The sequence below is a fragment of the Chelatococcus sp. KU-N122 genome (genome assembly GCF_055391085.1).
Window position 1 is genome coordinate 1136532 of record NZ_AP043981.1, and the last position, 19185, is coordinate 1155716.

Sequence of the window (19185 nt, forward strand, 5' to 3'; positions counted from 1 at the left end):
GGTCGACATGACGGGACTCGGACACGGAGATCGAAAGTATCACACCAGCCAACGGCTGAGTGATCTCGCCGCGTGGCCGGATCTGCGCATCGAGCATCGCCGCCTCGCCACCGGCTTGCAGTCGAACCTCACGCTGGAATGCACCGAAGTCGTGATGACGGTCGCCGGCCGTGCCACCGTGCGCCGCACGGGAAATGGCGACCGCCAGCAGACCTTCGCGCAACCGGGCACGGCCTGGATCTGTCCGGTGGGCATCTACGAGCGCGATATCGAGCTGAGCGACGCGATCGAATGCCTGCACATCTACCTGCCCCCGGCGCTGATCGGGCAGAGCGCCCTGGTGGACCACGGCATCGATCCCGCCAAGGTGGAGCTGGCGTATGCGGGCGGCGTAGCCGACCCCATGCTCCATCAGATCGGAACCGCCTTCCTCGGCCTGCTCGGGCGGAGCATCCAGCCGGCGGAGCGGCTCTTCGTCGACGGCATGCGCACGGCGCTCGTGGGTTGCCTGCTCGGCAGCTACGCGATCGATCGCTGGCAGCAGCCCGCCAAGGCGCCGACGCTCGATCCCACGAGGCTGAAGCGCGTGGTCGATTTCATCGATGCGCACCTGGCGCAGGAGATCACGCTCGACGATCTCGCCGCGGAAGCCTGCCTCAGTCCCTTTCACTTCTCGCGCCAGTTCCGCGACGCCACCGGCCTCTCGCCCCATCGCTACGTGACCGACCGGCGTGTTCAGGCCGCGCAGAAGAAGCTGGCGATCCCCCAGTCGTCACTGGTCGAGATCGCGCTCGATACCGGTTTCGGATCGCAAGACAACTTCACGCGCGTCTTCCGCAAGACGACCGGCCTGACGCCGGGCAAGTATCGCGAGCTGTGCCGGAGCTGATCGCGCTCGGGCATCGATGCACGAACCGCAAGATCGGCCGGCCATCCCGCAGGATCGGAAGATACCGGGCCTCCACCCCTGCGTAGGCTCCTCCCACTGGCGCCGCACGCCTCGGCCCCTCGACGACGATCGCGGCCGGGCGGCGCTCGCCGGCCCCCAGCCTGAGGAGAATAGTCATGCCGTACCAGAGTGTTAACCCGGCCACCGGCGAGCTCGTCAAGAGCTTCGCCAACCACACGGACGACGAGATCCAGTCGGCCCTGACGGTCGCCCATTCGCTGTACAAGTCCGACTGGTCGAAGGGCCCGATCGCGCCTCGGCTCGACGTGCTCAAGCGCCTCGCGCTACTGATCGACGAGCGCGCCGAGGAGCTTGCCGTTATACTGGTGAAGGAGATGGGCAAGCGCATCTCGGAAGCGCGCTGGGAGGTCGAGATGACCGCCGACATCGCGCGTTACTATGCGCAGCACGCGGCCGCCTTCCTTGCGCCCAAACAGCTCGAGACATCGCGCGGCGAGACCTGGGTCGAATACCACCCGATCGGCGTGGTCGTCGCCGTCGAGCCCTGGAACTTTCCCTATTACCAGCTGGTCCGCGTGGCCGCGCCCAACATCGCGGTGGGCAACCCCGTGCTGGCGAAGCACGCCAGCATCGTGCCGCAGGCCGCGGTGGCCTTCGAGGAGCTGTTGACGGCCGCCGGCGCGCCGCGCGGTGCCTGGACCAACATCTTTGCCTCCGGCGCGCAGATCGCCGCGCTGATCGAGGACGACCGGGTTCAGGGCGTTGCCCTCACCGGCTCCGAGAAGGCCGGCAGCATCGTCGCCGCCCAGGCCGGCAAGCACCTCAAGAAATCGGTGCTGGAGCTTGGCGGGGCCGATGTGTTCATCGTGCTCGACGATGCCGATCTCGACAAGGCGGTCGAGGCCGGCGCCGCCGCCCGCCTCAACGTCGCGGGCCAGGCCTGCAACGCGGCGAAGCGCTTCCTGGTCCACGCGAAGATCGCCGATCGCTTTCTGGAGCGCTTCACCCGGCGCTTCGCCGACATCAAGGTCGGCGACCCCATGGACGAGACCGTCGGCATGGGGCCGCTGTGCTCGATCGGCGCACGGGACGACATGGCCGCGCAGGTCGAGCGCGCCGTCCGCGCCGGCGCCACGCTGCACCAGGGCGGCCAGGTCATCGACGGGCCGGGTGCGTTCTACGAGCCGACGATCCTGACGAATATCGCACGCGACAACCCTGCCTATTTCGAAGAATTCTTCGGCCCGGTGGCGCAGGTCTATGTCGTGCGCGACGATGATGAGATCGTCGAGCTCGCCAACGACTCGAACTTCGGCCTGTCGGGCGCGATCTTCGCCGGCGACATCGGGCGGGCCAGGGCGCTGGCATCGCGCATCGAGACCGGGTCCGTCTGGATCAACACCCGCTCGTCGACCGCGCCGGAATTGCCGTTCGGCGGGGTGAAGCGGTCGGGCTACGGCCGCGAGCTCTCCGAGTTCGGCATCAAGGAGCTCGTCAACCAGAAGATGGTGGTCGTCGCCCAAGGCTGACGCCCGCTCGAGGGGGCGAGCACCCCGCGCGCCCCTTTTCCCTGCCACGGCGCAGATGCGCCATCACCTGCACATCAAGGGAGATTGACCATGAGCGACGGAATTCAGGGCAAGGTCGTGCTGATCACCGGTGCCAGCACCGGGCTCGGTGCCGAGGCGGCACGGCATCTGGCGGCCAGGGGCGCGCGTGTCGCGGTGGCGGCGCGCCGCAAGGACAGGCTCGACGAGGTGGTCGGCGAGATCGCCGCGGCCGGCGGCACGGCACGGGCCTACCAGCTCGACGTGGTCGACAAGCACCAGGTCAAGGCGGTGGTCGATGCGGTGATCATCGATTTCGGACGGCTCGACGTGCTCATCAACAACGCGGGCCTGATGCCGATCCGCCCCATGGCCGAGGTGAACACGGACGAGTGGGACGCGATGATCGACGTCAACCTCAGGGGCACGCTCTACGGCATCGCCGCCGCCCTGCCGATCTTCCTCGCCCAGGAGAGCGGCCACATCATCAACCTGAGCTCGGTCGCCGGGCAGAAGGTCTTTGCGCCGGGCGGCACGGTCTATTCCGGCACGAAATTCGCCGTGCGGGCGATCGCCGAGGGCCTGCGCCAGGAGGTCGGCAGCAAGATGCGCGTGACCTCGATCGAGCCCGGCGCCGTCGACAGCGACCTCAAGTTCTCGACGACGGGGACGGCGCAGTCGACCGTGCTCGACTTCTACAAGAGCGCCATTCCGGCAAGCTCGGTGGCGCGGGCGATCGCCTTTGCCATCGAGCAGCCGGCCGACGTGGACATCAACGAGATCGTCCTGCGCCCCACCGCGCAGGAGTTCTGACCAGGCAGCGTTCTGACCAGGCAGCGCCGGTCGCGGCCACGACGGAACGCGTGTGCGGCCATGGGCCGGCCGCACACGCCGCCGCGCACGCGCTCGCGAGTGCACGCCCGAAGTGATAGAAGTCGGGCCAGCATACCACGCTGCCTGTCGAGTGGCCGTCCCATACGCCGAGAAGGAGATGGACCGAGTGTGACGGAGCGTTCTGCCGCCTCGACCCCGCGGTCGTTTTCCTTCGGATCGTTTGTCCTCATCCCCGAGCAGCAGTTGCTCATGGACGGCGAGACGCCGGTTCGCATCGGAAGCCGCGCGCTGGACATCCTCATAGCGCTGGTCGAACGCCCCGGCGAGCTGGTGACCAAGCGCGAGCTGCTCGCGCGTGCCTGGCCGGACACCTTCGTCGAGGAGGGCAATCTGAAGGTCAATGTCGCCGTCCTTCGGCGGGCGCTCGGCGAAGCAGCGGGTGGCGGCAGCCGATACATCGCGACGGTGAGCGGCAGGGGCTATCGGTTCGTGTCCCCCGTCCGCATCGCGGGCCACGGCGCCGCGCCGCGCGATAGCGCTCCCGCCCTCTCGCCCCCGCACAATCTGCCGATCGCGACGACACGCATGGTCGGGCGGGACGAGGCCATCGAGGCTCTCCTGCAGTGGTGCGAAGCGTCGCGGCTCGTCACCATCGTCGGCGCAGGCGGCATCGGCAAGACGACGGTCGCCCTCGGTGTCGCCGAGCGTGCGATGCCCACCGTCGCGCACGGCGTCCGGTTCGTCGAGCTCGCCCCCGTGAGCGATCCGGCGCTGGTTCCAGGCGCGATCGCGGCGGCGATCGGCCTCACGGTGCACTCGGCCAACATAACGGCTGCGCTCGGTGCTTGTCTGCGCGATCGCCAGCTGCTGCTCGTCCTCGACAATTGCGAGCACGTCATCGATGCAGCCGCCGTCTGTGCGGAACGGCTCCTGGCCGCGGCGGCCGGCGTGCGCGTCCTCGCGACCAGTCGCGAGCCGCTTCGCGCCCGGGGCGAGCAGGTCTACCGCCTCGCGCCCCTCGAAACGCCGCCCGCATCGCGCGGACTTGGCGCGGCCGCCGTCATGGCGTTCCCCGCGGTCGAGCTCTTCGTCGAACGCGCTGCCGCGCGCTTCAGGGACTTTGCCCTGGATGATGCGGATGCGCCGGTCGTCGCCGAGATCTGCCGCAAGCTCGACGGGATGGCGCTGGCCATAGAGCTCGCCGCCGCGCGCGTCGACGCCTTCGGGCTCCGCGAGATCCTCGGCCTGCTCGATGATCGGCTTCGTCTGCTGAAGGGTCTGCGGACCGCGCCGGCGCGGCAGCGGACACTGACCGCAACGCTGGACTGGAGCTACGGTCTCCTGTCCGCAAGCGAGCGCACGGTCCTGCGGCGCCTCTCGGTGTTCACGGGCGCCTTCAGCCTCGACTCGGCCTGCGCCGTCGCTGCCCACGACAATCCCGACCGAGCCGAGCTCGTCGACGATCTGGCAAGCCTCGTGGCCAAATCGCTCCTGGTCGCCGAAGCAGGAGGAGCGGCGACGCACTATCGCCTGCTCGACACGACCCGCAGATACGCCTTGCAGAAGCTGGCGGACCATGACGAGCTCGACGCGCTTCGCCAGCGCCATGCCGAGCACCTGCGTGATCTGGCTGAACGCGCCGAGGCGGAATGGGAGACCCGGCCGACGGCCGAATGGCTCGCCGATTACGGGCGCAAGGTCGACGACATCCGCAGCGCGTTGAGCTGGGCCTTCGATGGAGGCCGGCATGTCCCGCTCGGCGTGGCGCTCACCGTGGCTGCGATCCCGTTCTGGGAGCACCTGTCGCTCGTCGAGGAGTGCCGAGCCTGCGTCGAGCGGGCGCTCGACAGCGCCGAGGGTGGATCCCTGCGCGGCCGCGACGAGATGAAGCTCCGCACAGCCCTCGGCACGACGTTGCTGCACACGCGCGGGCCGCTCCCCAAGGTCAAGCTGGCCTGGACCCAGGCGCTGCAGCTCGCCGAACGGCTGGACGATGCCGAATACCGGCTGCGATGCCTGTGGGGTCTCTGCGACTATCACACCTGGACCGGCGACCACCGGTCGGCGCTCGCCATGGCGGACAGGATCCGCACGGCGGCGACCGGCGCGGGGGACGGCGCCGCCGGCATCAATGTCGACAGGCAGACCGGAACCGCCTTGCGCTATCTGGGAGACCTGGCCGGGGCGCGGCGCCACCTCGAGCGCATGATCAGCCGGTACGTTCCTCCGGTCGTCCGCTCGGACATCGCACGGTTCCAGCTCGATCCGCGGCTGGCGGCGCGCGGCACCCTGGCCAACGTGCTTTGGCTCCAGGGATATCCCGACCAGGCCGTGGAGGCGGCCCGGCGCCAGCTGGAGGACGCGCAGGCCGCGGACCATGCTCTGGCGCTCTGCAATGCCCTCGTGCATGCGGCATGCCCCATCGCATTGTTCGTCGGCGACCTGGCCGCCGCGGAACGATTGCTGGCCGTCATCCAGGACCACGTGGCCGAGCACGCGATGACGGTCTGGAACGCGATGGGACGATGCCTGCGCGGGGAATGGCTCCTCAAGCGTGGCGACGCGTCCGGGCTGGCCGTCCTTCGTGAGGCCCTCGACGAGCTCTCCGACGTGGGCTTCCGCATGCGCTATCCGGCCCATCTGGGAGCCCTCGCCGAAGGGCTCGCGGCACACGGCGAGATCGAGGCCGCGCGCGTCGCCATCGAGGAGGCCATCACCTTGTCGGCGGGCAGCGGCGAAACCTGGGGCATGCCGGACCTGCTGCGCATCAAGGGCGACGTGCTGGGCCGCGCGCAGGCGACCGCGGCCGCCGAGGAGCAGTACCGGCAGGCGCTCGAATGGGCCCGCCGCCAGGGCGCATTGTCGTGGGAGCTGCGCGCCGCGATCGGCCTCACCGAACTCCGGCGTCGATCGGGCGGACGCGAGCCAGCCGACGAGCTTCTGTCATCGACGTACGACCGCTTCGAGGAAGGCTTCGAGACGCGCGATGCACGCAGGGCCCGAGCGCTCCTCGGCGGGGGCGACGGACGTATGGTCCATCTCCCCCGCCGTCATGGCCGGGCTTGACCCGGCCATCCATCAAAGCAGGCTACGTCAGCCCGCCAGGGATGGCCGAATGCTTTTATTTTTCAAGTGGATGGATGGCCGGGTCAAGCCCGGCCATGACGCGACAGGCGATGTGCGAATCCGATGGCCACGTGCGGGGAGGACCGGGGCAAGCGAGGGCAGATGGTGCCGGGACCGGCGGCAGGCGCGCTTCACCGAATTTAACCTTTCCTAACCTCCGGCCCTGCCGCAACCGGCGTAGAGCTTCGTCGAGGCTTGGCGCCCGCCAAAGCGGCACGACACGGGGGAGATCATGTCCGACGAGCTCAACGACACTGATGGGGTGCCGGACCCCGGTCGCCGCGAGGTCCTGCGCGCCGCCGGTAGCGCCGCGATCGGTGGAATGGCAGCGACCGCCCTCGCGATGAACGCCCCGGCGTCGGCCCAGGACGCCGCCCGTGCGAACCCCGGCGCCACCCCGGGGAATCGCGACAGCGCCCCGCTCGGCGCCCGACTCCAGGGCGTGCAGCACTTCGGCGTCACGGTCCAGAACATGGATCGCGCCTTCGCGTTCTACACCGAGGTGCTCGGCGGCAACGAGGTGATGCGCGACGGCGACTTCCACGGCCAGAAAATCCACGACACGCTGCTGACCGATCAGGAGATCGTCGCGCGGGAGCGCAAGGTCGATCCGCGCACCATCGGCGTACCGGACCTGAGGGGCGGCGAGCAACGGCTCGACGTTCGCTTCGTGCAGTTCGACAACGTCGTGATCGAGCTGCTGCAATATCGCGACGCCCGGCAGCCGATGGGCAGCGGCGACAGCTGGGCCGAGCCGCGCGACCATATGAGCCCCGCCTATCCGCGCTCCATGCACATCTGCTTCTACATTCGCGACGACGTCGATTTCAACGCGTTCATCCGCGACCTCGAGGCGGAATCGGCGCGCCGCGGCATGACGCAGGTGAAGGCCAATCGCGTGATCACGGTCACGTCGGAGCAGGAGCGCCGGGCCGCTCCGCTCGACGCGAACACCAACAAGATCACCGAGGGCAAGTCGAACGGCTGGGCCTTGATCTACTGCAAGGGGCCGGAGGGCGAGCAGCTCGAATTCGTCCAGGCGCTCGGGCCTGTGAAAAAGACCTTCCAGGATGCCCTGGAGGCCCGTCGGCGCATGCTCGCCGCGAGCAGAGGCTGATGAGGCTCGGACCGGTGAGCCGCAACTCGCGCGTCGCAGAATGCGAAGGAAATCCGCCCATGATCAGGCCTACGGTAAGGAGCATCCGGCTGCGCGCGCTATTGGCCGGGCTCGCGTGCGCCGCCAGCGCAACCTGGGCGACGGCGCAGGATGGCCCGGGGAAGGGCTATTCCCAGGTGCCGCAAGGCGCCTATTCCGTCGTCGCCGAGGTTAAGGCGAAGCCCGGCAAGGAGGCCGAGCTGCGCGCCGCCACGCTGCCGCTCGTCGCGCTCGTTCGCAGTGACCCGAAGAACCTCGTCTACTTCCTTCAGGAAGATCGCGAGTCCCCGGGACATTTCGTATTCTACGAGATCTTCGCCAATCGGGCCGATTTCGAGGCCCACAACGCGATGCCCTACGTCAAGGACTGGTTTGCCAGGCTTCCCGAGCTCGCCGACGGCGGCGTCAAGGTGATGCGAATGGAAATCCTCGCAGGACCACGGACGTGAGGCGTCGCGGGCCGATGCGGGGGCCGCCTCCGGACGGGCCGGCGGCCGAACCGATCGGCTGCGGGCCCATCGACGGCACCCAGGTCGCTCTCACGCTCGACGCGTTGAGCGGGCCATGCCGACGATGCCCGCCGCCCGGCTTCAGGACACCAGCTTCCAGGCCTGTTGCGCCCGCTCGCGCGCGCCCTCGCGGGACTTGATCGCATCCGGCGAGGAGGCATTGCCGTCGAGGCCCCGCTTGTAGACGCCCTGCGCGATGGCGGCGAGGCGGAACAGCGAGAAGGCCACGTAGAAATTCCAGTGCTTGATCTCGCTGCGCCCGGTCCGCCGGCAATACGCGGCGACATACTCCTCCCGGCTCGGGATGCCGCTGTTGACGAAATCGACGTCGGCGAAGCCGTGTGGCCGCGTCACCATGTAGTAGCCGATGCAGTTGTAGGCGAGATCGGCCAGCGGGTGGCCCAGCGTCGACAGCTCCCAATCGAGCACGGCGACGACGCGCGGCTCGGTGGGGTGCACGATCAGATTACCCAGGCGGTAGTCGCCATGGGCGATGCTGGTCGGGTCCTCGTCCGGGATGTGCTGGGGCAGATAGGCGATCAGCTTGTCCATCTCCGGGATGTCGTCTGTCTTGGCCGCCTCGTACTGGCTGATCCAGCGCTTGATCTGGCGCGCGATGTAGCTGCCCTCGCGGCCGTAGTCGCCCAGCCCGACGGCCCGGTAGTCGACCTGGTGCAACCGCGCCAGCACCTCGTTCATCGAATCGAAGATCGCCGCGCGCTCGGCCGGCGTCAGCCCGGGCAACGACGAATCGGTGAAGATCCGGCCCTCGACCGCCTCCATGACGTAGAACATGGTGCCGATGACGGACTCGTCGGTGCAGAGCGCGACGGTGCGCGGCACCGGGACGCCGGAGCTGGCCAGCGCGGTGATGACGCGATACTCGCGGTCGACCTGATGGGCGGATTGCAACAGCTTGCCCGGCGGCTTCTTGCGCAGCACGTAGTCGCGCCGGCCTTCGCCCTTGATATCGGCGGACAGGAAGAAGGTCGGGTTCGACTGGCCGCTGCCGAACTGCGTCAGCGCCAGGCCGCCGGCATAGCCCGGGATGTGCTCCGCCAGATAGCGGTCGAGCTTGCCGCTGTCGAACCGATGCTGCGGCAGGACCTCGGTCGTCTCTGCATACACTGACACGTCGGGTCCCCCTTCTTTCACACGCTCCGGGTATAGCCGGACTGGCTCGCGCTGTCCTCCGGCTTGCCGCCCATGCCGACGGCCCGGCGACAGCGCCTTGCACGCAAACTATCGCATGCGCCTTTTATATCGTGTTATAAATTTCGCAACGGCCCGGCGGGATGTTCGAGATCGCCGACATCGGGCCGCGACGGAGGAGCGCGCAAGCCCATGCCGATGCCAACGGAGACCGACGTCACGACGGACCCCTATCTGCGCGACCGCTACGCCATCGTCGGCGTGGGGGAGACCGAGTATTTGCGCGGCGGGGGGCGCACCACCCGCGCCATGGCGACGATCGCCGTGCGCCGGGCGATCGAGGACGCCGGCCTCAAGCCGTCCGACGTCGACGGCATGCTGTCGTACCAGACGGGGGATTCGACCTTTGCGACTTTCGTGGCGGGCGATCTCGGCATCCGCCTGAATTTCTACATGGACGTGTTCGGTGGCGGCACGTCGACCGAAGCCCTGGTCGGCATCGCCATGGGCGTCATCGAGGCGGGCATGTGCCGCACGGTGGTGATCTACCGCTCCATGAACGGCTTCTCCCAGGTCCGCATCGGCGGCACCGGGGTGCGCGCGGCCGAGCCGATCAGCGGCGACCTGCTGCATACGCGCGCCTACGGCTGGATCAGCGCCGGCCAGCACTTCTCCTTTACCTTCATGCGGCACATGCACGACTACGGTACGACCGCGGCGCAGGTCGCGGCGGTGAAGGCGATCCACAGCGAGCACGCGTCGAACAATCCCAAGGCCCTGTACCGTGAGCGCGTGACCGTCGACGATGTCCTGGCGAGCCGGATGATCTGCGAGCCGCTGCATCTGCTGGATTGCTGCGTCGAGACGGACAATGCCACGGCGATCGTCGTCACCAGCGCCGAGCGGGCGCGCGACTGCCGACACGTCCCCGCCGTCATTCGCGGCGTGGTCGGCCGCGTCAACAAGCCCCGCATGGACATGCACTACCAGCACGGGCCCATATCGGATGTCGCGGCGAAGTATGCGCGCGATCGTCTATGGAGCAATTCGGGCGTCGGCCCCGAGGATATCGACGTCACCGGAAGCTACGACGCCTTTACCTTTACGACCATGCTGCTGCTCGAGGACTACGGCTTCTGCAAGAAGGGCGACGGCGGCCAATACGTGAGCGACGGCACCATCCGCCTGGGCGGACGACGTCCGAACAACACCAGCGGCGGCCATCTGTGCGAGGGCTATACGCACGGCGTCAGCATGGTGGTCGAGAACGTCCGCCAGCTTCGCCATGACGTCGACGACAGCTGCCCGATCGGGCCCGACGGCAAGCGCCAGCATAGCTTCGACTACCGCGAGGGGGGCTGCCGGCAGTGCCGGGGCGTCGAGCTGACGGCCAATCTGAGTTGGGCAGGGGCGCAGACCACCTCGGGCCTCGTGATGCGGCGCGGGTGACGGAGGGGCACATGACTGTCACGGGCGACTATCTCGGAATGAGCCTGCGGATTGCCGACGTCGATCACGAGAACCGTGCGTTCTTCCGATCGTGCGCCGAGGGGACGTTCCGCTTGCAGCGCTGCTGCAAATGCCACCTGCTCAGGTACCCGCCGACGACCGCCTGCCCCTGGTGCTCGGAGCTCGCATCCGAGTGGTCGCCGGTCGAGGCCCGCGGCACGGTCCACGCCTACACGAAGGTCCATCACGCCATTCAGCCGGGCTTCAAGCCGCACACGCCCTATGTCATCCTGCTGGTGGAGCTGGATACGCAACGGGATCGCCCCGGACCGGGCGACTGCCTGCGGGTGGTGGGAAACCTGGCCGACGAAACCGGCAAGCTCGCCGATGTCGAGACCACGGGAGCGGTCGGCATCGGCTCGCGGGTGCGCATGGTCTTCGCGAAGGTCAGCGACGACCTGGCGATCCCGCACTGGACGTTGGACGAGCCGGCGGAGGGGGCGTCCAAGCCTTGGCAGTACGGGGACGGCCGGTCCTAGTGGACCGATCGATGTCGGCCGCACATGAGTGTGCGGCGTCTTGGCAGGTGATGATCCGCACCCCGCGCTTGCGTTCGCTCAGTCGAACTGCTGAGCGATCGCGCGCAGGCCCGCGATATTTTCGTAGTCCTTGTTCGCCTCTTCTTCCTTCGACGTTCCGTAGGCGGGATTCGCCGACAGCTTGACGATGACGACGCCCCGGGACGGGTCGACATAGACATACTGGTTGTAGACGCCGATGGCGGCGAATTCCCCGCGGTCGCCGGGCGGCAGCCACCACTGGAAGCCGTAGCCCAGCGGAAACGCGTGGTCGCTCACCAGCGGCTTTCCGGGGGCGAGGTGGGGAGCGTCAAACCTGGTCGAAGCGGACACCCACTCGGCGGGAACGATCTGGCGGCCATGCCAAGCACCGCGGTCCAGAAAGAGTTGGCCGAGCTTCGCAAAATCGCGCGCGGTCATGTTGAGACCGGCGTACGCCATTTCGCGCCCTTTGCTGTCGACAATCCAATAACTCGGAAACTCCATGCCGAGCGGCTCGACGAGCTTCTCCTGCATGTAGCCGGCGAGGGGCCGGCCGGTCGCCCCGATGAGCAGCATGGCCAGCGCTTGCGTCTCGGCCGAATTGTACCGGCAGACCGTTCCGGGCTCCACCTCGTTCGCCAGGGTCGGCACGAAGGCGTCGAATGAGCCTCCGGGGCCCATCGCGACGTTGAGGCCGAAGATCTCCGAATTGGGATCGCTGTAGTCCTCGTTCCAGCGGGCGCCGGAGGACATCTGCAACACGTCCTTGATGCGGACACCGCCGTAAGCCGATTTCGCCAGGGACGGGACGTACTTGTCGATCGGCTCCTCGATGCTCTGGATGAACCCCTCGGCGATCGCGATGCCGATGAGGGCAGAGATGAAGCTCTTTGCCACCGACATGGATATCCACTGGACGTTCCGGCCGCCGGTCAGCCAGTATTGCTCGAACCGAACCTTCCCGTCCTTGAGCACGACCAGCGCCGACGTATCCGTCGCGGAAATAAGACCCGCGAGATCGCGGGCTTCCCCTTCGAACGGGTAGGACTTGGGTAGCTCGATGGGCGCCCCCTCGGCAAACGGCCGGGGATGCTGCGACGCCTTCATTTCGATCGACGGAAGGATGTCTTTCAACCGAGCGAAATTCTCATACTGGCGCGCGCCCGTGAAAAGGCCGAGATCCAGCCCGTCAGCTTGCTCGTCCGCCATGGCATATCCTCCCTGTCGCATCTCGTCCCAGCCAAACAGCAACGACGAAGTAGCGCTGCTGCCGGAGCGCGGATTGACAAAGTGCGCCAATTTCTCCGGCACAGCGCGTCCTAAGCTCTCGATCTAGACCACTTGACCGGACATCCTCGATCGAGAGAAGCCGGAAAGACTTGCCGCATCCACGGCTCCCGCCTCATCGCGGCGACGTCAGGCGACATGGCCGAGGCGGCGATCCGGCGAGGCCGCCGGATTCGCGGCGCGCAGCGTCACCCATTCCCTGCTCCGCTGCTCCACGGGGCTGCCGTCGAGAATCGCGGCGGTCGCATCGTGAGGGTCGAGCACGATCGTCGCGAGCGTGCGCCATTTTCGCCCAAGCTCGGCGCCCGGCTGGGGTAGACAGCACAGATGGGCCTGCTCGGGATCCGAGTACAGGAACTCGATCAGGTGTTCCGCCCTGCGCGGAGCGCCGTAAACGGCCAACCGCCTCGATACGAGCTCATATCGCGCCTGCGAGTCGGGCGCATACGACGGCTTCTCGCGACGCTGGGGGTCCCGGGCAAGAAAGTGATTGGTATGCAGTAGGTAGCTATTTGCAGGCACCTCTTGGTGGATGCCGACCGGCGACAGCTCGAGGGACACGACCTGGCTCGAATCCATGAGCGTCAAGGCGGTGGAGCTGCCGATCCGCGCTTGATTGAGAAGCTCGACTCCCTCCGCGACCGATCCAGCCTCCTCCAGCACCGTAGCGGCAAGCACGTGAACAGGAATCCCCCCGACCCCGTCGGCCTCATGGGCAAGTATGTTCAGGAATAGCGCCAATCCGGCGCTATTGACGCCGATCTTTCCGAGAATTCCGTGTTCCGTAACGCCGACGAAGCTATGCTTGCCGCCGCTGACGGACTGTGTATGCCAATAGTCGTTCAGCTCCTCATTCCAATCCCAGGTCTGAACGCCGAATGGAACGCGCACGCCCTCCGCGACAGGCGCGGCGGGCGCATATACGATCGTACTGCATTCGCCGGGGCACCCGCTGCTTGAGAGGCCCAGGATCTCCGTGCGTGCGTTCAGGGCTGCAACCTGCCAGGTCTCGATCCCCGCAGCCGACGCTACCCCTGAAAGCTCCTCGACCAAACGAGAGCGCCATCTGCCCGTGACATCCACGGCCCTCATCGCAGCGTCTTTGACAGTCCCTTCAGCGATCCCTGCTTTGCGGAAGAAGGCCATGTAGCTATCGAAGCAGCCGATCAGCTCGTCACCCAGCAGGCGCCCACGCTGCTCGCCCCTGTCGAAGGGCGTAAGCGCGTCGAGCACGAGATGCGCACGATCGTTTCTGCGACGATATTCGAGCGATAGCATCGATCCCGGCGCCATGGTCACTTCGCCTCCCGCTGACGATATTCACGGCTGATGCGCCCAAGCCAGAAAACACCCGCCATCGTCGCGAGAAGGCTGAGCACGTAGAAGACGGCAATGCCCCAAGGACTTCCGCCCGTGCTATTGAGGATAGACTGCGCGATGAGGGGAGTTGAGCCTCCGATGAACGTGGCGCAAAGCTGATAGGCGAGCGAGACGCCCGTGTATCTATAACGGGCAGGAAATGCCGCAGCCAAGAAGCTGGCCAGCATGGCATAGTACGTGCACACACCTATCATCGTGAGCGACTGGGTTATGCCGAGCGCGATCAGGTTTCCGGAGACGATCGACATAAAGTACGGCACGGCCAGGACGATGGAAAACAGCAACCCTGCGATCATCACACGATCATTTCCCAGGCGGTCCGCCAGATTTGCCGCCACAGGCTGCCAGAGAAATTGAACGACATACGTAATAAGAAGTATATTCAGCATTGCGCTGCGGCTCAGATTGAGCGGACCTGTCGCCCATGAGAGCACGAACGTATTGAGGAAATAGGCAACCGAGATGCCGGAGATCGACGCCACGACGGCGAGCGCCAGGATGCCAGGGGCCTTGGCAAAGACTTCGGCGACGGGATTCTCGGCAACAGAGCCGGCCGCTTTCATTTGCTTGAATTCGTCGGATTCCTGGACCTTGAGGCGAATGACGAGGCCGACAATCACCAGCAGAAACGACAGCAAGAATGGAATGCGCCAACCCCAGGTGGCGAAATCATTGTCAGGAAGCGCCCCGACGACCACGAACGCTAGCGAAGACAAAATCGCCCCGACCGGATTCCCCTGCTGGACCCAAGCGCCTGCACGGTTCTTCTTGGCCTCTTCGGCATGCTCCGTGGCCATCACGACCGCGCCGGCCCACTCTCCGCCGACGGCAAATCCTTGGAGCCCGCGCAAGATTATGAGAAGTATCGGCGCGGCGATGCCAATTTGTGAGTATGTCGGAAGAAGGCCAATGGCCGTGGTTGCGGCACCCATGACAACCAGGGTACCGACGAGCACGTTCTTGCGGCCGAAGCGATCCCCCAGGTGTCCGCAGATCGCCCCTCCAAGCGGACGCGTCAGGAATCCAACCCAGAGCGTCGCGAACGATGCCAGCCGCGCATTGTCCGGATCGATTGTCGGGAAGAAGAGCTTTCCAAAAACCAGCGCCGCGGCGGTGCCGAAGATGAAGAAGTCGTACCATTCCATCGCCGTTCCGATAAAAGCGGCCAGCGTGGCTCGACCCCGCTTTGAATCATCCAGCTGAGTAGCCGAACGAGCGCTGCCCTTACTCATAGGCATTCCCTCCTTCCGGAATAGAAAATTGTCGGTGATGCCCGTCGAGCGGCGGCATCGCCCTCCCCCATGGCGGCGATGCCGCCGTGAACACTGCCGGGTGAGGGCCGTCAGTTCAGTGCTTGTCTCACGCAAGCCCCCTTCGGGGCCCTGAACACCTTTATCGATGAACCAACCGCGGAGCGTCCTGCGCGTCAGGCAGGACGCCAGGAACGATTATCTTTGGCACACGATCGTGATGACGAAAATTGACAAAAACTTTGTATTTTTTTAACGATTCGTAATGGCTCGCGTTGAACTGAGAACCTATCGCTATTTTTGCGCCGTCGCAGAGAGCGGCTCGGTTCGTATCGCCGCGGAGATGTGTTGCGTGACGCAACCGGCGATTTCGCGCCAACTGGCGCTGCTTGAATCGGCCCTCGGTGTGACCCTTTTTCAGCGGCGCCCATCAGGCATGATGTTGACGGCGGCCGGCAGCGCGCTCCACACGGAAGCGGCGCGATTGTTGAGTCATGCAGAGCGTGCCGAGCGTTCCATCGCGCCCTGGAGGGGCGAAGGGGAGACATTTCGGGTCACATGCCTCGACAGCACGCTTCACTACATAATGGCCCCGTTCGTGGCGGAAACCGGATCGCATATCGCCGACCTGCGCCCTGAGCGAGCACAGGATGTGTACGCGACCCTTGAGGAAGGCGCCGACATAGGCGTCGGGACTGCCCCGCCCCCCAGGGGAAAAGAGAGCAAGCTCCTGGCGCATCTTCCGGTGTCGGTACAATGCGCGGAGAGAATGCTCCCCCCGGACTTTCGTGGGGAACTCGAGGAGATCGCCCCCTATCCAATCGTCATAGCAGGGCACGGTAGCGCGGTCGAACGAGTCGTCCGCGACTCGGCAGACGCGCTCGGCATCGGGCTCGTGATCGCGAACGTCGTGAGCTCAGGGCGCATGGCACAAGCCGCTGCGGCATCGAGAGGCATGCTCGCGATCACCACCGAACCGGCTCAATTCGGGCTCCAGATCCATCAGCTCCTCGTCGGCGGCAAGAAGCTCAACGTGCCGCTGTACGCCGTATGGGACTCAGGCCATCCAGCAGACAAGCGAATACGACAGATCGCACACGCCTTGACGAAGTGGATAGCGCTACACGAGCCCTGGCACGGGGTGCGACGGTAGGGCGGCTTCCCGGAACTGTGATGGCTTCACGCCATTTATCTGCTTAAAGTGCCGCGAGAACGCGCTCGTCTCGCTGTAGCCGAGGTAAAGCGCGATCGAGGTAATAGGCATTGCAGTCGACGTCAGCAAACATCGCGCGATCTTCGATCGTACACAGCTTCGAAGATCGAGATAATTTATGTTGCATTCCAATAACCTACGCTGAAATGAGCGGAGGCTCATGCCAAAGTCACGCGCCGCATCTTTGATATCGATGCTCTGTTGGTAGGAAATTGCAGACGTCATCCATCCTTCGATCGACGAAAGAAAGCTCATGTAGAGCTCGTCAGCCCGTATGGACTCCTTCAACTCCCTTTCAATCTCGACGTTGAGAAGCGCGTCGGCATGCGGTCCGGGTTCCGCAAGATACCTTGACGGTAGATAGATTGCATTTTCTTGGCGCCCGAACCTCACATCGCAACCCAATAATTCTCTATACTTGGCGACATCGGCATATGAATCCGGATAATGTCGAAAATCGATGCATGCCGGACGCACATTGACGCCAAGCAACTCAGACAAAATCGATTGCTCCATTGCGATGGTGAATTCTGCGTCCTGCTTGCATTTCTTGATCGTCGAATCAGTTATGAGATAGCTAACTCGGGCGATATCACCGCTTATGGCAAATCCATATTTCGTATTGTTTTGGAACGCCGGGAAATACTCCGTGAACTTGGCAAAAGCCTCGGCTCCGCACGACGAAGTCCGCATGAGTGCCGAGATTGGACCGAGGCCACTGAGTTTGAAGGATCTTCCGACCGACAGGCCAAAAAGTGCATCCCTTCTCTCGATCGCCGCCGCTTCGAGGACGGCGGTGAACTTCGCGAGCGGCCAGGCTTCCTGATCCTCCTCGCGCGGAATTCCGAGCTGCGCGAGAAACAGATCGGAGTCGCCTCCCTTGGACGAGATCGTCGATACAACGGCCTGCGCTACGGCGGCGCTAATGGCGCTCGGATTTCGCATTCTTCGCCTCGCGGATGTTCTGCGAAACGTAGGGCAAGGCAAGAAATAGTCCATGCGCAAAATGGTGCGATGTGGGGCGGCCTTGGCGCGGTTCATGCGCGCGTGCCCATTGCTTCGGCACAGGAGCCCTCACTACACTTAGCCTTGGCGAGCCGCCAAACAGCACGCATCAGCTTGGAACAGCGCGGGCGCGTCCGGATCCTGCACCGCTCGGGATGATCCGGCCCGTGCGGGACCTACGAGTGAGGATAGGAGGCTGCGCTCTATCGGGCGCAGCGACCTTGGCCAGGCTGCATGAGGCCGCACGCCGCGAAGCCGTGCCGCGACCGGCCTCGCCGCTCAGGCGGCGCGCCGCATGTCGGCCTCCAGCGCCGCTGCGGCTGCGGCCAGACGCTCGCGCACGGGGCGCGGCAGCTGGCGCGCGGCCTTGATGCGCGGCAGCTCGATCTCGGGCATCGGCGCAAGTGGGGCCGGCGCCTCCTGCCAGTTGTCGAACGTGCGGCGGCTGACGTGGTCGATGAAGGTCTCGGCCGGCACGCCTTCGGCCAGGATCAGGGCGTGGTCGGCGAGCTCCACGTGGTAGTAGACGAAGCTCTGCGCCACGTGGGCGTGACGGGTGATGGTGCTGCCGTTGACCAGGGCGCCGGCCTGCACCAGGCAGCCTTCGATCAGCAGGGCATGGTCGGGCGAGACGAAGAGGTCGCGGGCCGGCAGCCCCTCGCTGAGCGCGCCGTGGCGGATGCGGATCGGCAGCGCGGCCCAGGGGTTGGCGTGGCTGGAGCGCTTGGCGACCGTCTGCGTCGCCAGCCAGCGCACCGGCTGGACCCCGCCGTCGGCGGTGGTGACGAGGTCGCCGGCACGCAGCGTCTCGATCGCCACGGGACCGGAAGGGGTCGCCACCAGGGTGCCGGCCAGGAAGCAGGCGGTGACGATGATGGTCGAGCCGTCCTCGCTGATGCCCAGCGGGCCGGAGCCGGCGGCGTAGGAGCCGGCGGCGAAGGTTCCGTCCTCGACGACGAAGCGCAGCACCTCGGCGCCGCCGTCGAAGCCGACGATCGTCTGGGCGCCGTCAGGGGCGGTGGTGATCGTGTAGTCGGTCACCTGCGTGCCGGCCGGCAGGTTCTGGAAGGCGAGGTGGTCCTTGACCGCGTCGAAGCCGGTGAGCACCGTACTGGAGAAATCCAGATAGTGGCCTCCGGCATCGGCGATGAACGTGCCGCCGCCGGCGCCGAAGTCGATCGTGGTGCCCGACAGCGCGCTGATCAGGCCGGTACCGTTGCTGAACACGGCGCCGTTGTTCAGGTAGACCTTGGTGTCGGCGAGCGCCTCGAGCACGACGCCGTCGGTGAGCGTCGCCGAGCCGCCGTCGACATTGATGGTCGTGCCGCTCAGGACGTTGATGCCGATGTCGAGGATCGCCGTCCCGCCGATGTGGAAGATGTTGTCGGCGTCGAGGTCGACCGCGATGGTGATGGTGCAGTCGACGCCCGGCGGGACGACATAGTGGGCGACCTCGAACGGGTCCGACGCGATGTGCAGGATGGAGCCGTCCGTGAACAGGATGTTGCCGGCCGGAATGTCGGTGTACTGCGCCGAGCCGCCGCCGGGATAGGACACGGCCAGATCGTAGAGCGAGTCGGACGGGTCCACCGTCAGGTCGTAGGTCACGCCGTTGTCGTTCGGCCCGTAGGTCGCCATGTCGTTTCCCCCCAAGACAGCCGGCTCATGAACTGGCTCGCAACCGCTCGAACCGAGCGGCCGCCCCCACAGACCCCTTACGGGATCAGCGTCGGCAAGAGAAGCCCCTTGGAGATAGATCTTTGGCAGGGTGCGCCGTGGCCAGGACCTGGGGGCCGATGTCTTGCTT

The 19185-nt window shown here is 65.9% G+C and carries 15 protein-coding genes; 9 read left to right on the forward strand and 6 right to left on the reverse strand.

Features of this window, described 5'->3' with window-relative positions; genetic code table 11:
• Positions 1-7: 7 nt before the first annotated feature.
• The 6 genes from ACZ5PO_RS05080 to ACZ5PO_RS05105 all read left to right on the forward strand — a co-directional run bounded on the left by ACZ5PO_RS05080 (position 8) and on the right by ACZ5PO_RS05105 (position 8022).
• On the forward strand, positions 8-889 hold the full coding sequence (locus ACZ5PO_RS05080) for a helix-turn-helix domain-containing protein (RefSeq protein ID WP_464190919.1): 882 nt from the start codon (positions 8-10) through the stop codon (positions 887-889).
• Positions 890-1065: 176 nt separating this feature from the next.
• The gene (locus ACZ5PO_RS05085) at positions 1066-2439 is read left to right on the forward strand and encodes an NAD-dependent succinate-semialdehyde dehydrogenase (protein ID WP_464190921.1); all 1374 of its coding nucleotides are present in this window, start codon (positions 1066-1068) and stop codon (positions 2437-2439) included.
• A gap of 90 nt (positions 2440-2529) precedes the next feature.
• Positions 2530-3270 carry an SDR family oxidoreductase gene (locus tag ACZ5PO_RS05090; protein WP_464190923.1) on the forward strand — a complete coding sequence of 247 codons (741 nt, stop codon included), beginning with the start codon at positions 2530-2532 and terminating at the stop codon, positions 3268-3270.
• A gap of 189 nt (positions 3271-3459) precedes the next feature.
• Entirely contained in the window at positions 3460-6357 is a 2898-nt protein-coding gene (locus tag ACZ5PO_RS05095; RefSeq protein ID WP_464190925.1) for an ATP-binding protein, read from the forward strand.
• A 292-nt stretch (positions 6358-6649) separates the two neighbouring features.
• On the forward strand, positions 6650-7534 hold the full coding sequence (locus tag ACZ5PO_RS05100; RefSeq protein WP_464190927.1) for a VOC family protein: 885 nt from the start codon (positions 6650-6652) through the stop codon (positions 7532-7534).
• Positions 7535-7548: 14 nt separating this feature from the next.
• Entirely contained in the window at positions 7549-8022 is a 474-nt protein-coding gene (locus ACZ5PO_RS05105) for a putative quinol monooxygenase (RefSeq protein ID WP_464190929.1), read from the forward strand.
• 141 nt (positions 8023-8163) lie between these two features.
• On the opposite strand, the gene ACZ5PO_RS05110 is transcribed toward ACZ5PO_RS05105, so the two are convergent.
• Entirely contained in the window at positions 8164-9216 is a 1053-nt protein-coding gene (locus tag ACZ5PO_RS05110) for a phosphotransferase (protein WP_464190931.1), read from the reverse strand.
• 210 nt (positions 9217-9426) lie between these two features.
• Between ACZ5PO_RS05110 and ACZ5PO_RS05115 the strand changes: the two genes are divergently transcribed.
• Complete coding sequence (locus tag ACZ5PO_RS05115) at positions 9427-10683, forward strand: thiolase C-terminal domain-containing protein (RefSeq protein WP_464190933.1); 1257 nt, start codon at positions 9427-9429, stop codon at positions 10681-10683.
• A gap of 11 nt (positions 10684-10694) precedes the next feature.
• A complete protein-coding gene (locus tag ACZ5PO_RS05120) occupies positions 10695-11222 on the forward strand; it encodes a Zn-ribbon domain-containing OB-fold protein (RefSeq protein ID WP_464190935.1) in 528 nt (175 codons plus the stop codon).
• A 78-nt stretch (positions 11223-11300) separates the two neighbouring features.
• On the opposite strand, the gene ACZ5PO_RS05125 is transcribed toward ACZ5PO_RS05120, so the two are convergent.
• From ACZ5PO_RS05125 to ACZ5PO_RS05135, 3 genes are all read right to left on the reverse strand, one after another.
• A complete protein-coding gene (locus tag ACZ5PO_RS05125; protein ID WP_464190937.1) occupies positions 11301-12452 on the reverse strand; it encodes a serine hydrolase domain-containing protein in 1152 nt (383 codons plus the stop codon).
• A gap of 207 nt (positions 12453-12659) precedes the next feature.
• A complete protein-coding gene (locus ACZ5PO_RS05130; protein ID WP_464196684.1) occupies positions 12660-13823 on the reverse strand; it encodes a C45 family autoproteolytic acyltransferase/hydolase in 1164 nt (387 codons plus the stop codon).
• Between the two features lie 2 nt (positions 13824-13825).
• Entirely contained in the window at positions 13826-15142 is a 1317-nt protein-coding gene (locus ACZ5PO_RS05135) for an MFS transporter (RefSeq protein ID WP_464190940.1), read from the reverse strand.
• A gap of 283 nt (positions 15143-15425) precedes the next feature.
• On the opposite strand from ACZ5PO_RS05135, the gene ACZ5PO_RS05140 reads away from it, so the two are divergent.
• Positions 15426-16313, forward strand: coding sequence for a LysR family transcriptional regulator (locus tag ACZ5PO_RS05140; protein ID WP_464190942.1), 888 nt, complete (start codon positions 15426-15428; stop codon positions 16311-16313).
• On the opposite strand, the gene ACZ5PO_RS05145 is transcribed toward ACZ5PO_RS05140, so the two are convergent.
• Both ACZ5PO_RS05145 and ACZ5PO_RS05150 read right to left on the reverse strand, forming a co-directional pair.
• A complete protein-coding gene (locus ACZ5PO_RS05145) occupies positions 16281-17318 on the reverse strand; it encodes an AraC family transcriptional regulator (RefSeq protein ID WP_464190944.1) in 1038 nt (345 codons plus the stop codon). The genes ACZ5PO_RS05140 and ACZ5PO_RS05145 overlap by 33 nt on opposite strands.
• A 339-nt stretch (positions 17319-17657) precedes the next feature.
• Positions 17658-19016 carry a Hint domain-containing protein gene (locus ACZ5PO_RS05150; RefSeq protein WP_464190947.1) on the reverse strand — a complete coding sequence of 453 codons (1359 nt, stop codon included), beginning with the start codon at positions 19014-19016 and terminating at the stop codon, positions 17658-17660.
• Positions 19017-19185 lie beyond the last annotated feature (169 nt).

Bases quoted from the DNA above. Each gene is read 5' to 3' on its own strand.
- ACZ5PO_RS05080 (WP_464190919.1), top strand. From the start codon at position 8: ATGACGGGACTCGGACACGGAGATCGAAAGTATCACACCAGCCAACGG.
- ACZ5PO_RS05085 (WP_464190921.1), top strand. From the start codon at position 1,066: ATGCCGTACCAGAGTGTTAACCCGGCCACCGGCGAGCTCGTCAAGAGC.
- ACZ5PO_RS05090 (WP_464190923.1), top strand. From the start codon at position 2,530: ATGAGCGACGGAATTCAGGGCAAGGTCGTGCTGATCACCGGTGCCAGC.
- ACZ5PO_RS05100 (WP_464190927.1), top strand. From the start codon at position 6,650: ATGTCCGACGAGCTCAACGACACTGATGGGGTGCCGGACCCCGGTCGC.
- ACZ5PO_RS05115 (WP_464190933.1), top strand. From the start codon at position 9,427: ATGCCGATGCCAACGGAGACCGACGTCACGACGGACCCCTATCTGCGC.
- ACZ5PO_RS05120 (WP_464190935.1), top strand. From the start codon at position 10,695: ATGACTGTCACGGGCGACTATCTCGGAATGAGCCTGCGGATTGCCGAC.
- ACZ5PO_RS05125 (WP_464190937.1), bottom strand. From the start codon at position 12,452: ATGGCGGACGAGCAAGCTGACGGGCTGGATCTCGGCCTTTTCACGGGC.
- ACZ5PO_RS05130 (WP_464196684.1), bottom strand. From the start codon at position 13,823: ATGGCGCCGGGATCGATGCTATCGCTCGAATATCGTCGCAGAAACGAT.
- ACZ5PO_RS05135 (WP_464190940.1), bottom strand. From the start codon at position 15,142: ATGAGTAAGGGCAGCGCTCGTTCGGCTACTCAGCTGGATGATTCAAAG.
- ACZ5PO_RS05140 (WP_464190942.1), top strand. From the start codon at position 15,426: ATGGCTCGCGTTGAACTGAGAACCTATCGCTATTTTTGCGCCGTCGCA.
- ACZ5PO_RS05145 (WP_464190944.1), bottom strand. From the start codon at position 17,318: ATGCGAAATCCGAGCGCCATTAGCGCCGCCGTAGCGCAGGCCGTTGTA.
- ACZ5PO_RS05150 (WP_464190947.1), bottom strand. From the start codon at position 19,016: ATGGCGACCTACGGGCCGAACGACAACGGCGTGACCTACGACCTGACG.